11 protein-coding genes are annotated in these 13,584 nt (G+C 69.4%); 5 read left to right on the top strand and 6 right to left on the bottom strand.

Annotated features, from left to right (window positions below):
• Positions 1-64 precede the first annotated feature (64 nt).
• Both ACYVBN_RS16745 and uvrA read right to left on the bottom strand, forming a co-directional pair.
• Positions 65-574: a Rieske (2Fe-2S) protein gene (locus tag ACYVBN_RS16745; RefSeq protein ID WP_460601500.1), complete on the bottom strand. Its 510-nt coding sequence runs from the start codon at positions 572-574 to the stop codon at positions 65-67.
• A gap of 161 nt (positions 575-735) precedes the next feature.
• Positions 736-3,870, bottom strand: a complete 3,135-nt coding sequence (gene uvrA, locus ACYVBN_RS16740) for an excinuclease ABC subunit UvrA (RefSeq protein WP_460601499.1) — start codon at positions 3,868-3,870, stop codon at positions 736-738.
• Between the two features lie 88 nt (positions 3,871-3,958).
• On the opposite strand from uvrA, the gene ACYVBN_RS16735 reads away from it, so the two are divergent.
• Genes ACYVBN_RS16735 through ACYVBN_RS16720 form a run of 4 tightly spaced genes read left to right on the top strand, consistent with a single transcriptional unit; the run spans position 3,959 to position 7,408 of the window.
• Entirely contained in the window at positions 3,959-4,624 is a 666-nt protein-coding gene (locus tag ACYVBN_RS16735) for an MBL fold metallo-hydrolase (RefSeq protein ID WP_460601498.1), read from the top strand.
• Positions 4,625-4,659: 35 nt separating this feature from the next.
• Positions 4,660-5,412 carry a C40 family peptidase gene (locus tag ACYVBN_RS16730; protein WP_460601497.1) on the top strand — a complete coding sequence of 251 codons (753 nt, stop codon included), beginning with the start codon at positions 4,660-4,662 and terminating at the stop codon, positions 5,410-5,412.
• A 19-nt stretch (positions 5,413-5,431) separates the two neighbouring features.
• Positions 5,432-6,328: an EamA family transporter gene (locus tag ACYVBN_RS16725; protein WP_460601496.1), complete on the top strand. Its 897-nt coding sequence runs from the start codon at positions 5,432-5,434 to the stop codon at positions 6,326-6,328.
• A gap of 27 nt (positions 6,329-6,355) precedes the next feature.
• Positions 6,356-7,408: a tartrate dehydrogenase gene (locus ACYVBN_RS16720; RefSeq protein ID WP_440280897.1), complete on the top strand. Its 1,053-nt coding sequence runs from the start codon at positions 6,356-6,358 to the stop codon at positions 7,406-7,408.
• A gap of 32 nt (positions 7,409-7,440) precedes the next feature.
• Here the strand turns inward: ACYVBN_RS16720 and ACYVBN_RS16715 are convergent, their stop codons facing one another.
• The 3 genes from ACYVBN_RS16715 to ACYVBN_RS16705 all read right to left on the bottom strand — a co-directional run bounded on the left by ACYVBN_RS16715 (position 7,441) and on the right by ACYVBN_RS16705 (position 11,142).
• Positions 7,441-8,277, bottom strand: a complete 837-nt coding sequence (locus tag ACYVBN_RS16715; RefSeq protein WP_460601495.1) for a Rossmann-fold NAD(P)-binding domain-containing protein — start codon at positions 8,275-8,277, stop codon at positions 7,441-7,443.
• Positions 8,278-8,357: 80 nt separating this feature from the next.
• Entirely contained in the window at positions 8,358-9,803 is a 1,446-nt protein-coding gene (locus ACYVBN_RS16710; protein WP_460601494.1) for an MFS transporter, read from the bottom strand.
• Between the two features lie 70 nt (positions 9,804-9,873).
• The gene (locus ACYVBN_RS16705) at positions 9,874-11,142 is read right to left on the bottom strand and encodes an aspartate aminotransferase family protein (protein WP_460601493.1); all 1,269 of its coding nucleotides are present in this window, start codon (positions 11,140-11,142) and stop codon (positions 9,874-9,876) included.
• A gap of 67 nt (positions 11,143-11,209) precedes the next feature.
• Here ACYVBN_RS16705 and ACYVBN_RS16700 point away from each other — a divergent pair, with 67 nt between their 5' ends.
• Complete coding sequence (locus ACYVBN_RS16700) at positions 11,210-12,688, top strand: NAD-dependent succinate-semialdehyde dehydrogenase (RefSeq protein ID WP_460601492.1); 1,479 nt, start codon at positions 11,210-11,212, stop codon at positions 12,686-12,688.
• A 227-nt stretch (positions 12,689-12,915) separates the two neighbouring features.
• Here the strand turns inward: ACYVBN_RS16700 and ACYVBN_RS16695 are convergent, their stop codons facing one another.
• Complete coding sequence (locus ACYVBN_RS16695; protein ID WP_460601491.1) at positions 12,916-13,554, bottom strand: GntR family transcriptional regulator; 639 nt, start codon at positions 13,552-13,554, stop codon at positions 12,916-12,918.
• Positions 13,555-13,584: the final 30 nt, after the last annotated feature.

Genomic DNA, 13,584 nt, shown 5'->3' with positions numbered 1-13,584 from the left:
CCCGGCGTTCGGGAGCGGCCGCAGGAGAAGACTCACGAATGCGCCGGACCCGGGCCGACCGACCTCAGCCGACGACGACCTGGGTGCCCTTGAGAGTGGCCGTCTTGGGCGTGAGCGGCGTGGTCGCCGGGCCCTGCTTGACCGAACCGTCCTTGGTGCTGAACTCGCTGCCGTGGCAGGGGCAGATGATCGTGTCGCCACTGATCTGGGTCACCGGACAACCCTGGTGGGTGCAGATATAGCTGAATGCCTTGAACTCGCCCTTCGTCGGCTGGGTCACCACGACCTGCAGGTCGTTGTCGATGATGCCGCTGCCGACCGGCACCTTCGAGGCGGCGACCCCCTTGCCCGCACCGGCTCCCCCGGCTGCGGAGGAACCACCACCGGCGGACGACGCAGCGCCGGAGGCACTCGCAGGTGCGGCACCGCCGGAAGAGCCGGAGGAGCCTCCACAGGCGGCGAGTGCGGCCGCTGCGGCGACCGCACCTCCTGCGGCGCCGGCCGAACGCAGCACGGTGCGCCGGTCAGCGCCACTCGAGGTCTTCGCGGAGGTGCCCTGGTCTCGATCAGTCATGGCCACCAGCATGCATTCATTGAATGGTCAACGGGTGACCACCACCTATGGACTTGCTGTGTGATCAAAGCAGACGCCGTGACGTCGGTCACCGCCGTCGCCAGCCGGCCGCTGCACCCCGGTCCTCGTACTGGGCTTCGTGGGGGGCGACTGGGTGTCTGCTATGACGAACCGGCAGCTCGCTTGGCCGGCTTGCTGCGGGTGGCCTTCGCCGTCGCGGCCGGCTTCGCCGGTTTCGACACCGCGGCAGCCGTGCGCTTGCGAGACGACGTCTTGGCTGCCTGGGCCGCCGCCTTCCCACCCGCCTTCCCGGATGCCGCCCGCTTGCCGGCTGTCGACTTCTTGGCCGCCGCCCGGCCGGTGGCGCTGGTGGTCGTGCCGGACTTCTTCGCCGCTGCGAGGGTCTGCGACGGTCGCTCGGCTCGCGTCGACTTGGCCAGCAGCGGTCCCAGGTATCGACCGGTGTAGCTCTCCGGCACCGCCGCGACGTCCTCGGGGGTGCCGGTCGCCACGACCGTGCCGCCGCGGTGGCCGCCCTCCGGGCCCATGTCGATGATCCAGTCGGCCGACTTGATCACGTCGAGGTTGTGCTCGATCACGATGACGGTGTTGCCCTTGTCGACCAGCCCCTGCAGCACGCCGAGCAGCTTGCGGATGTCCTCGAAGTGCAGCCCCGTCGTCGGCTCGTCGAGCACATAGATCGTCCGGCCGGTCGAGCGCTTCTGCAGCTCGGCGGCCAGCTTGACCCGCTGTGCCTCGCCACCGGACAGCGTCGGCGCCGGCTGCCCGAGCCGCACATAGCCCAGGCCCACGTCGACCAGGGTGTTCATGTGTCGGGCGATGGCCGGCACCGCCGCGAAGAAGTCCTTGGCCTCCTCGATCGGCATGTCGAGCACGTCGGCGATCGTCTTGCCCTTGAAGTGGACCTCGAGCGTCTCACGGTTGTAACGCGCGCCGTGGCACACCTCGCACGGGACATAGACGTCCGGCAGGAAGTTCATCTCGATCTTCAGCGTGCCGTCACCGCTGCAGGCCTCACATCGTCCGCCTTTGACGTTGAACGAGAAGCGGCCCGGCTGGTAGCCACGCACCTTCGCCTCGGTCGTCTCGGCGAACAGCTTGCGGACATTGTCGAAGACCCCGGTGTAGGTGGCCGGATTGCTGCGAGGCGTGCGGCCGATCGGGCTCTGGTCGACGTGCACGACCTTGTCGAGCTGATCGAGGCCCTCGACTGTGCGGTGCCGTCCGGGAACGTGCCGGGCACCGTTGAGCTGATTGGCGAGCACGTTGTAGAGGATCGAGTTGACCAGGGTCGACTTGCCGGACCCGGACACGCCGGTGACCGCCACCAGGTTGCCCAGCGGTATGGCGACGTCGACGTCCTGCAGGTTGTGCTCGCGCGCGCCACGGACCACGATCTCCCGGCCGTCCTGCGGTCGGCGGATCGCCGGGGTGAGGATCTCGCGGCGACCGGACAGGTAGGCCCCGGTGATGGAGTCGGGCTGCTCGAGCAACTCCTGCACCGTGCCGGAGTGCACGACCTTGCCGCCGTGCTCCCCCGCGCCCGGGCCGATGTCGACGACCCAGTCGGCGGTCGCGATGGTGTCCTCGTCGTGCTCGACCACGATCAGCGTGTTGCCGAGGTCCCGCAGCCGGGTCAGCGTCTCGATGAGGCGGTGGTTGTCCCGCTGGTGCAACCCGATGGAGGGCTCGTCGAGCACGTAGAGCACGCCGACCAGGCCGGAGCCGATCTGGGTCGCCAACCGGATGCGCTGTGCCTCACCGCCGGACAGCGTCGCGGCCGGCCGGTCGAGGGACAGGTAGTCGAGGCCGACGTCGAGCAGGAAGCCCAGCCGCGCGTCGACCTCGCGGATCACCCGCTCGGCGATCTGCCGCTCCCGCGGGGTGAAGTCGACCGAGTCGAGGAAGCCGGCGGATTCGGAGATCGGCAGCGCACACACCTCGGCGATGGACCGGCCGCCGATCGTCACGGCGAGTGACTCCGGCTTCAGCCGCGCCCCGCGGCAGGCCGGGCAGGGCACCTCCCGCATGTAACCCTCGTAGCGGTCGCGGCTCCAGTCCGACTCGGTCTCCTCGTGGCGTCGTTTGACGAACGGTATGACGCCCTCGAACCCGGTCGAGTAGCTGCGCTCGCGCCCGTAGCGGTTGCGGTACTTGACGTGCACCTTGTGGTTCTTACCGTGCAGCAACGACTCCTTGGCGCGCTCCGGCAGGGCCCGCCACGGCATGTCGAGGGAGAACTTCTGCTCCTCGGCGAGCGCACCGATGACCCGCAGGAAGTAGTCCGAGGACTGGGCGCCCTGCGCCCACGGCAGGATCGCACCCTCCCGGATCGACTTGTCCTGATCGGGGATGACCAGGTCGACGTCGACCTCGAGCTCGGTCCCGATGCCGGTGCACGTCGGGCACGCGCCGAACGGGCTGTTGAACGAGAACGAGCGCGGCTCGATCTCGTCCATCGACAAGGGGTGCTCGTTGGGGCAGGCCATCTTCTCGGAGAAGCGCCGCTCGCGCTGCGGGTCGTCGGGGTCGAGGTCGACCATGTCGATCAGCAGCACACCGCCGGCGAGTCCGAGCGCCGTCTCGACCGAGTCGGTCAGGCGCTGCTTGCCGGAGGTGTCACCCGCCTTGGCGACCAGCCGGTCGACGACGACCTCGATGGTGTGCTTCTTCTGCTTGGCCAGCTTGGGCGGCTCGGCCAGGGTGACGATCTCGCCGTCGACGCGGGCACGCGAGTAGCCCTTGGCCTGCAACTCGGCGAACAGCTCGAGGTATTCGCCCTTGCGGGAGCGGACCACCGGCGCCAGCACCTGGTAGCGGGTGCGGTCGGGCAGGGCGAGCAGCTGGTCGACGATCTGTTGCGGGGTCTGCCGACCGACCGGCTCACCGCAGACCGGGCAGTGCGGGCGACCGGCCCGCGCGAACAGCAGACGCAGGTAGTCGTAGACCTCGGTGATCGTGCCGACCGTCGACCGCGGGTTGCGGTTGGTCGACTTCTGATCGATCGAGACGGCCGGCGACAGTCCCTCGATGAAATCGACGTCGGGCTTGTCCATCTGGCCCAGGAACTGGCGGGCGTATGCCGACAGGCTCTCGACATACCTGCGCTGTCCCTCGGCGAAGATGGTGTCGAACGCCAGCGAGGACTTGCCCGATCCGGAGAGGCCGGTGAAGACCACGAGCGAGTCACGCGGGATGTCGATCGAGACGTTCTGCAGGTTGTGCTCCCGGGCACCACGCACGCGAAGGTGATCGTGACCCCGTTCTGCTGGCATGGTGGATGACGGAGGCGTTGGCACGGGGACAATGCTAGGTGGCACCACTGACAACCCCGAATCCAGCGACCGCGGACAGGAGAGATGGATGAGCTACGACGGACAGGTGGCACCGGGCGACGCCCCGGCGACCCGTGACGCCGGCATCGCCCGCATCGGCAAGATCAGCGTCTCGGACATGCACAACAACGTCTACCTGATCACCGACACGGCGACCGGCGATGCCCTGCTGATCGACGCCGCGGACGACTGGCCGGCGATCAGCGCGATGATCACGGCCGACGGAGGCAAGGTCACCCACCTCGCCACGACCCATCGCCATCACGACCACGTGCGCGCACTCGCCGAGGCCGCACGCGAGACCGGAGCGCAGTTGCTCGCCGGGGCGGACGACGCCGACGACCTGCCGGTCGCCGTGGACCGGCGCCTGCAGGACGGGGACGTCGTCCGGGTCGGCGAGCTGCGCTTCGACGTGGTCGGCTTGCGCGGGCACACGCCGGGCTCGATCGCCCTGGCGCTGCGGGACACCGACGGGACGACGCATCTGTTCACCGGCGACTCGCTCTTCCCCGGTGGCGTCGGCGCGACGAATCACTATGACTACCAGTCCTTCCCGCAGCTCATCGACGACGTCGAGGAGCGACTCTTCGGCCGGTACGACGACAACACCTGGGTCTACCCCGGCCACGGCGACGACACCACGCTGGCCACGGAGCGCCCGCATCTCACAGAGTGGCGATCTCGCGGGTGGTGAATGCGCGAACCGGCCCCAGCGTGTTTGATGGCATGGTGAGAAATGACACGGATGCCGCACAGCTGGCAATTGTGAACGTGGACATCACCGGACTCTGGACCACCCCGGACTCTCCCCGTCCCATCGACGGCCCCCTGCTGGCAGACCGGCCGGACCACGCCCAGTGGCTGGCGGCGATGGACGGTACGACGCTGGAGGACGGACGGCTCGGGCTCTACGACCGCTTCGACTCGGAGCTGCTCGAAGGGGAACCGGTGATCGTCGACTCCACCGACACGGACGGGTGGACCAAGGTGGTCTCGCCCTGGCAGCCGTATGACGGCAACGCCGCCGGCTATCCCGGCTATGTCCGCACCGCGCACCTGCGACCGGTCGAGGCGGCGCCGCAGGATCTGCCGGCCACGGACGCGGCGCCGACGGTCGACGCATTCCTCGCCGAGGCTCGCGCCCACATCGGGCTGCCGTACCTGTGGGGCGGCATCTCCCCGAACGGATTGGACTGCTCCGGCCTGGTGCACTACAGCCTGCGCCGGCTCGGCGTCCTCTTCCCACGGGACGCCGGTGACCAGTACCGCGCCTGCGAGGACGTCGAGATCGCCGACGCACGACCCGGCGATCTCTACTTCTTCGCCCACCCGGGCAAGGCGATCCACCACGTCGGCATCGTCACCGACCCCGGCCGCGTCCTGCACTCCCCCACCACCGGCCAGGCGGTCGTCGAGGAGGACATGCCCGACGAGCGGCGACAGACGCTGACCTGCGTCGGGCGGATCCGCGACCTGCAATGAGACAGCACGCTGGTCGAGCATGACCGAGGGCAGACGCGGCGCGGGACCGGTTCCCGCGCCGCTGCTCGTGCTGGGCGGCATCGTCTCGGTGCAGTTCGGCGGCGCCCTGGCCGCGACGTTGTTGCCGTTGGTCGGCGTGCCGGGGTCGGTCGCGCTGCGGCTGGCGCTCGCCGCGCTGGTCGTGCTCGCCTGGACGCGGCCGTCGGTGCGCCGTCGCAGTCGGGCCGACTGGACGGCGGTGGCGTCGTACGCCGCGGCGCTCGGGGCCATGAACTGGTGCTTCTACGGGTCACTGCAACGACTGCCGATCGGCGTCGCCGTGACCATCGAATTCGTCGGCCCGCTGGTCCTGTCGGCGGTGCTGTCGCGTCATCTGCGGGACGTGGCCGCGGTGGCCCTGGCGGCCTGCGGTGTGGTGCTCGTCTCGGGTGCCGTCAGCACCCCACTGCACCAGCTGGACGGCGTCGGCATCCTGCTGGCGCTGTCCGCGGGCGCGTGCTGGGCGGCATACATCCTGACCTCGCGGCGTACCGGCCAACACTTCGCCGGGTTGGACGGGCTGGCGATCGCGATGGCCCTCGCGGCCGTCGTCGTGCTGCCGTTCGGTGCGTTCGAAGCGGGCACCCGCCTCGTGGGTGGCGAGGCACTGCTCAAGGGCGCCGGCATCGCGGTGTTGTCCTCGGTGCTGCCCTATTCGCTGGAGATGATCGCGCTGCGGCGCATCGCCCCCCACGTCTTCGGCATCCTGCTGTCGCTGGAACCCGCTGTCGCGGCCCTCGCCGGGCTCATCGTGCTCGGGCAGCACTTGTCCGCCGTCAAACTGCTCGGCATGGTGCTGGTGGTGAGCGCGAGCGTGCTGATCCTGGGTGTCCGAGAAGGAGCCGAGGCCGCCGCACCGCCGCCGCAGGACCTCTGACGACCAGCGGTGATTAGCATCGCGTGCATGGGAGCGAGCTACACCGTCGATGTCATCCCCGGCGACGGAATCGGGCAGGAGGTGACGCCCGCGGCGACCGCCTGCATCGATGCGCTGGCCGAACGCTTCGACTTCACCGTCCAATGGCGGCACCGGGATTGGGGCTCGGACCACTATCGCTCGACCGGTCGCATGCTGCCGGTCGACGGGTTGGAGCAGATGGCCGACGCCGACGGCATCCTGCTCGGCGCGGTGGGCGATGTCGACATCCCCGACGACGTGACGCTGTGGGGACTGCTCATCCCGATCCGTCGCGAGTTCGACCAGTACATCAACCTGCGGCCGAGCAGGACCTTGCCCGGTGTGCCATCCCCGCTGGCCGGTGACAAGACGCTCGACGTGCTCGTCGTGCGCGAGAACGTCGAGGGCGAATACTCCGAGATCGGCGGCCGCTTCCGGCGTGGCCAACCCGATGAACTGGCCCTGCAGGAGGCAATATTCACCCGCAAGGGCGTCTCACGGGTCACCCGCTTCGCCGCCCAGCTGGCCGCCGAGCGCAGCGGACGCCTGGTGTCGGCGACCAAGTCCAACGGCATCATCCACACCATGCCGTTCTGGGACGAGGTCGCTCGGGAGACCGTCGAGGACTTCCCCGACGTCACCCTGCAGAAGGTGCTCGTCGACGCCCTGGCGGCACGCGTCGTCCTGGCACCCGAAAGCCTCGATGTGATCGTCGCGTCCAACCTGTTCGGCGACATCCTGTCCGACCTGGCGGCAGCGGTCGCCGGCTCCCTCGGGGTGGCGCCCAGTGCCAACCTGAACCCCGAGCGCCACCATCCGTCCCTGTTCGAGCCGGTGCACGGCAGCGCGCCGGACATCGCCGGCCAGGGTGTCGCGAACCCGGTCGCGGCCATCTGGGCCGGGGGGATGATGTTGCGCCATCTCGGTCAGCCGGCCGCCGCCGACGTCCTGGAAGCCGCGTTCGGGTCGGTGCTCACGGCCGGCACCCGCACCCGCGACCTGGGCGGGACGGCGTCGACGGCGGAGTTCACCGACGCGGTCCTGGCCGCATTGCGCTGACGACCGCAGCGCCGTGCACCCGACGTCCCGGGTCAGAGCACCGGGCGCCCACCCGTGACCGCGACCCGCGCGCCGGACACGTAGCTCGCCTCGTCCGAGGCCAGCAGCACATAGACGGGGGCGAGTTCGGCCGGCTGCCCCGGCCGTCCGAGCGGGGTGTCCTCGCCGAATTTCTCCACCTTCTCCTGCGGCATGGTGGAGGGGATGAGCGGTGTCCAGATCGGACCCGGCGCGACGCTGTTCGCGCGGATCCCCTTCGGTCCGAGCAGTTGCGCCAGGCTCGCGGTCATGTTGGCGATGGCGGCCTTGGTCGCGGCATACGGCATCAGCGTGGGGCTCGGGGTGTCGGAGTTGACCGAGGAGGACCCGATGATCGACGAGCCGGGTCCCATGTGCGGCACGGCGGCCTTCACCAGGTGGAACAACGCACTGAGGTTGGTGGCCAGCGTGTGGTCCCACTCGTCATCGGAGATCTCCTCGACGGTCTCATGGGTCATCTGGTAGGCCGCGTTGCTGACCAGCACGTCGATCCGGCCCCATTCCTGCACGGCCCGGTCGATCACGTCGCGGCAGTGGTGCGGTTCGGCCAGGTCCCCACGCATCAGGACCGCCGTGCGGCCGGCCTCCTCCACCCACTTCCTGGTGTCGTCCGCGTCCGCGTCCTCGCTCAGATAGGAGATCAGGACGTCGGCGCCCTCGCGCGCGTAGGCGATGGCCACGGCCTTGCCGATCCCACTGTCGGCACCGGTGATCACCGCCACCTTGCCGGCCAACCGTCCGGAGCCGCGGTAATTGTGCTCGCCGTGGTCGGGCGTGTGCTGCATCTGCGTTTCGCTGGCCGGCGGCTGCTGGGCGGGCTCCTGGGGCATGACGTCTCCTGACGCGGTCGTGACGGACGGTTCCCATCCGGGTTACCCGCCGCCCCCGTGAACATGTGCGGGCGGTCGGCCTATTCGTCCCGGCGCCGCCGCCGAGTACCCAGCTCCCGGGACACGTCGCGGATCCCCGACACGTTGTGTATGCCGCCCCGATCCGGCGATTGCGTCTCCTGCTGCGGCGCGTCCTCGCCCGGTATGCCGCGTCCGCGCAACGACATGCCGGCGGTCTCGGGCACGAAGAGCAACGCCACCATGCCGATCACCATCGCGAACATCATGTAGAACGCCGGCATGTAGCGGTTGCCCGTCCAGTCGACCAGCCCCTGGTTGACGAACGATGCGGTCCCGCCGAAGGCGGCGGTCGCGACGTTGTAGCCCATGGCCATGCCGGCATACCGGACGTGCGCGGGGAACATCGCCGGGAAGGTCGCCGAGATCGTGCCCAGCTGCGGCAGGAAGATCACGCCCAGCACGGCGAAGCCGAGGATCGCCCAGCCGACCCCCTGACCCATCAGCCAGAAACACGGGACAGCGACGACGAAGACGCCGATCAGCGAGAACCACCACATGGGTTTGCGGCCGACGTGATCGGAGGTCGCGCCCATGACCCAGATGAGGGCCATCATCAACAACTGGCCGATCAGCACGATGATGTCGGACCGGGTCGCGGAGATGCCCAACGAGTCGCCCATGTAGGTCGGCATGTACGTCAGCAGCGTGTAGTCGGCGATGTTCAGCGCCACGACCAGACCGAACAGTTTCAGGATCGGCCGCCAATAGGTGCGCAACAGATCCTTCAGCGCACCGGTCGCCGCCTCCTCTACCTGCTCCTTCTCCTGCAGGTCCTGGAAGACCGGGGTGTCCTCCATGCGCGTGCGCAGGTAGAGCCCGATCAGTCCGAGCGGCAGCCCGATGAGGAACGGGACGCGCCAGCCCCAGACGTCCATCTGGTGCTGGTCGAGCACCGCCCGCAGGATCAGGGTGATCGCGATGCCGGCGCTGAAGCCGCCGAGCGTGCCGAACTCCAGGAACGACCCCCAGAAACCGCGCCGCTTGTCCGGCGCGTACTCGGCCATGAAGGTGGCCGCGCCGCCGTACTCGCCACCAGTGGAGAAGCCCTGCACCACCCGCAGGACGATCAACAGGATCGGCGCCCAGATGCCGATCGCGTCGTAGCTGGGCAGCACGCCGACCAGTGCGGTGCCCAGGGCCATCAGGATGATGGTCATCGCCATCACCTTGTTGCGACCCAGGCGGTCGCCGATCGGCCCCCACACCACGCCACCCAACGGGCGCAGCACGAACGAGATGGCGTAGGTCAGCAGCGTCGCCAGCGTGCCGTACTTGCCCGGGAAGAAGTTGTCGGTGAGCTCCGCGACCAGGTAGGCGAAGATCCCGTAGTCGTACCACTCGGTCGCGTTGCCGATCATCGAAGCGCCGACGGCCCGCCTCAGCGTCGTGTTGTCGACCGGTCGCCCGGCGTCGGCGTCCTCGGTGGTGGTCGTTTCCGTGGGCATGTGCTCCTCCTGGTGGATCGTGCACTTCCTGCGTCGGATCTCGCGTCCTCGGTGCTGCTGCGTCCGTCGCTCAGCCTGCCGCACCGCCCTGCAGCACCGCGTCGACCGACTCCGTCCACAGCCGGGCCGCCTCGGCGACCTGCTGTTGGTCGACCACGAGCGCCGGGATGAACCGGACCACCTCGCCCCACGGTCCACAGGTCAGCAGCAGCAGTCCGCGTCGAGCTGCTTCCTGCTGCACTGCGGCGGCGGTCGCGCCGTCCGGGTTGCCGTCCGCGTCGCGGAACTCGTTGCCGATCATCAGTCCCAGCCCGCGCACGTCGTGTATGGCGTCATACCGGTCCGCCGTGGTGCGCAGCGCGTCGAGGAGTTGGCGACCTCGTGCGGCGGCGTTGTCGACCAGCTTCTCCTCCTCGATGACGTCGAGGGTGGCGATGGCCGCGGCACACGCGACGGCGTTGGCGCCATACGTGCCGCCCTGCGAGCCAGGCCACGCCTGCTCCATCAGCGCCGCCGGCGCGGCGATGCCGGACAACGGGAAACCGGAGCCGATGCCCTTGGCGGTGACCAGGATGTCGGGCGTGACGCCGAAGTGCTCCTGCGCCCAGAATTTCCCGGTGCGGCCCCAGCCGGTCTGCACCTCGTCGAGGATCAGCAGGATGCCGTGCCGATCGGCGCGCTCCCGCAGCCCGGCGAAGAACTGCGCGCTGCCGGGGACGTAGCCGCCCTCGCCGAGCACCGGCTCCACGAGGAAGGCGGCCGTCTGGCTCGGCTGGGACAGCGTCTGCAGGGTGTGGTCGAGCTCCTTGAGCGCGAAGTCGGTCGCCTGCTCCGCACTCCAGCCGTAGTAGGTGGGGTTGGGGAACGGCGACACCTGCACGCCGGCCATCAACGGTGCGAACCCTGCGCTGTAGCGGGTGTGCGAGGTCGTCAGCGAGGCCGTCGCCACGGTGCGTCCGTGGAAGCCGCCGTGGAAGACCACGATGTTGGGCCGGCCGGTGGCCTGCCGCGCCAGCCGGAGCGCTGCCTCGACGGCCTCCGACCCGGAGTTGGCGAAGAACAACCGGTCCAGCCCGGTGGGCAGGACCTCACCGAGCCGGTCGACCAGCGTCAGCAGCGGCTGGTGCATCACCGTCGTGTACTGCGCGTGGATCAGCCTGCCCACCTGCTCCTGTGCGGCGGCGACCACCTTCGGATGACAGTGCCCGGTGCTGGTGACGCCGATGCCGGCGGTGAAGTCGAGATATCGGCGACCGTCCTCGGCATACAGGTGGACGCCCTCGCCGTGCGTCGCGAGCACGGGCGTCGCCTGCTTGAGCGCACTCGACAGCTGAGCCATGAAGCCTCCTGGGACAAGCCGTTTGGTAAATTGTCGACAATCAGACTAACGCGATGGGAGTGCGAAGATGCAGAACCCGACCGCCGGGCCGACGGACGCGACCCGGGTGCTCGGCGCGGTGCCGACCAACCTGTTGATCGACGGCGAGTGGGCCGCAGCGGCCGAGGGCGCGACGTTCGCGGTGCACGATCCGGCGACCGGTCAAGGGCTGGTGCAGGTCGCCGACGCCTCCCCGGCCGACGGGCAACGAGCGCTCGACGCGGCGGTCGCGGCGCAGCGCGATTTCGCTGCGACGTCCCCCCGCGAGCGCTACGACATGCTGATGAAGGCCTTCGAGCTGCTCACCGACCGGGTCGAGGATCTGGCGCTGCTGATGACGCTGGAGATGGGCAAGCCGCTGGCGGAGTCACGCGGCGAGATCGGCTATGCCGCGGAGTTCTTCCGGCACTTCGCCGGCGAGGCGTTGCGCATCGACGGCGGCTACCAGACCGCACCGGCCGGTGGTGCACGCTTCCTGGTTGCCAAGCAGCCGGTCGGCCCGTGCCTGCTGATCACCCCGTGGAACTTCCCGATGGCGATGGGCACCCGCAAGATCGGGCCGGCGATCGCGGCCGGCTGCACCAGCGTCGTCAAACCGGCGGCGCAGACTCCGTTGTCGATGCTTGCGCTCGGGGAGATCCTGCTCGAGGCGGGTGTCCCCGCGGGGGTTGTCAACATCGTCACCACCAGTCACGCCGGTGAGGTGATGCAGCCGCTCATCGCGTCGGGCAAGGCGCGCAAGTTGTCCTTCACCGGCTCGACCGCGGTGGGCAAGGTGCTGCTCGCGCAGTGCGCCGGGAACGTGATGCGCACCTCGATGGAGCTCGGCGGTAATGCGCCTTTCCTGGTCTTCGAGGATGCCGACCTCGACGAGGCGGTGTCCGGCGCGATGGCCGCCAAGATGCGCAACATGGGCGAGGCCTGCACGGCCGCCAACCGCATCTACGTCCACCGCAGCATCGCGCAGGACTTCGCCGCCCGGCTGGCCGACACGATGCAGGGGCTGCGCGTGGGACCGGGAGTCGAGGACGGCACCCAGGTGGGACCGCTGATCGACGACGCCGGCCGCAGCAAGGTCGTGGAACTCGTCGCTGACGCCACCGACCGGGGAGCGCGCGTGCTGACCGGTGGCCAGGCCCCCGACGGCGCCGGCTTCTTCTACCCGCCGACCGTGCTGCTGGACGTGCCCGGCGACGCGCGGATGGCGAGGGAGGAGATCTTCGGTCCGGTGGCGTCGATCATCCCGTTCGACACCGAGGAGGAAGTCGTCGCGGCGGCGAACGACACGCCGTACGGGCTGGTCTCCTACGTCTTCACCAACAACCTGCGCCGCGCGCTGCGGGTGGCCGAGGGACTCGAGTCGGGCATGGTGGGCCTCAACCAGGGCGTGGTGTCCAACCCGGCCGCACCGTTCGGCGGTATCAAGGAGTCCGGCCTCGGCCGGGAGGGCGGCAGCGTCGGCATCGAGGAGTTCCTCGAGGTGAAGTACATCGGCATCAGCGTGTGATGCCGCACTCCCGTAGTGCACAGGAGTATGCCGATCGCGGTGTGGAGCATGCAGGAGTATGCCAATCGCGGTGTGGAGCATGCAGGAGTATGCCAATCGCGGCAGATGGCACGCGATGGGCATACTTCTCATCCCGCAGTCCGCGGGATTATGCCGATCGCGGCGAATGGCGCAGCACGCGATCGGCATACGCCCGACGCGACCGCCACCGCGCCCGACGCGGCCGCTCAGCCGTGGTCGGCGGTGAGCCGCTCGACCGCGTCGGCCATGTGCAGCTGCAGCAGCCGATCGGTCGCGGCCGGGTCGCGGTCGAGGAACGACTGCGCGATGCCGCGGTGCTCGGCGACCCGGGCCTCGTTGCCCTCGTAGGTCGGATCGAGGGCATGGATGCCCATCCGGGTCTCGGTCAGCAGGGTGCGGTGCATGAGCGACAGCCGCGGGCTCCCGGCCAGGCGCACGAGCAAATCGTGGAAGGCGATGTCCGCCTCGCCGACTCCGCTGTGGTCGTCGGCCTCCGCGGTGCGGCTCATGGTGTCGGTGATCTCCATCAGTTGGGCACCCGCCTCCTCCGGTGTGCCGAGGTGGATCTGCTCGGCTGCCGCACGTTCGACCGCCTGCCGGGCGACATACATGTCTCGCACCCGGTCGGGCGTCATCTCGATGACGAACAGCCCGCGGTTGCGGATCGACAGCAGCAATCCCTCCTGGGTCAGGCGTTGCAGTCCCTCGCGTAGCGGTCCCCTGCTGACGCCGAGTTGCTTGGCGAGGTCCGCCTCGCCCAACTGGGTGCCCGGCGGCAGATCACCACGCTCGAGCGCCGCCCGCACGCTGTCGGCGATCATCGCTGCGGTCGACTGCCGCACCACGGGTCTGAGGGGGCGCGCCCTGGCGCCGGC

It is taken from the genome of Flexivirga lutea, assembly GCF_054778955.1.
Note: the sequence above shows the minus strand (reverse complement) of the source record. Positions and strands in the feature narration are given on the sequence as shown.

Bases quoted from the DNA above. Each gene is read 5' to 3' on its own strand.
- ACYVBN_RS16735 (WP_460601498.1), top strand. From the start codon at position 3,959: ATGAGCTACGACGGACAGGTGGCACCGGGCGACGCCCCGGCGACCCGT.
- ACYVBN_RS16745 (WP_460601500.1), bottom strand. From the start codon at position 574: ATGACTGATCGAGACCAGGGCACCTCCGCGAAGACCTCGAGTGGCGCT.
- ACYVBN_RS16705 (WP_460601493.1), bottom strand. From the start codon at position 11,142: ATGGCTCAGCTGTCGAGTGCGCTCAAGCAGGCGACGCCCGTGCTCGCG.
- ACYVBN_RS16700 (WP_460601492.1), top strand. From the start codon at position 11,210: ATGCAGAACCCGACCGCCGGGCCGACGGACGCGACCCGGGTGCTCGGC.
- ACYVBN_RS16725 (WP_460601496.1), top strand. From the start codon at position 5,432: ATGACCGAGGGCAGACGCGGCGCGGGACCGGTTCCCGCGCCGCTGCTC.
- ACYVBN_RS16715 (WP_460601495.1), bottom strand. From the start codon at position 8,277: ATGCCCCAGGAGCCCGCCCAGCAGCCGCCGGCCAGCGAAACGCAGATG.
- uvrA (WP_460601499.1), bottom strand. From the start codon at position 3,870: ATGCCAGCAGAACGGGGTCACGATCACCTTCGCGTGCGTGGTGCCCGG.
- ACYVBN_RS16720 (WP_440280897.1), top strand. From the start codon at position 6,356: ATGGGAGCGAGCTACACCGTCGATGTCATCCCCGGCGACGGAATCGGG.
- ACYVBN_RS16710 (WP_460601494.1), bottom strand. From the start codon at position 9,803: ATGCCCACGGAAACGACCACCACCGAGGACGCCGACGCCGGGCGACCG.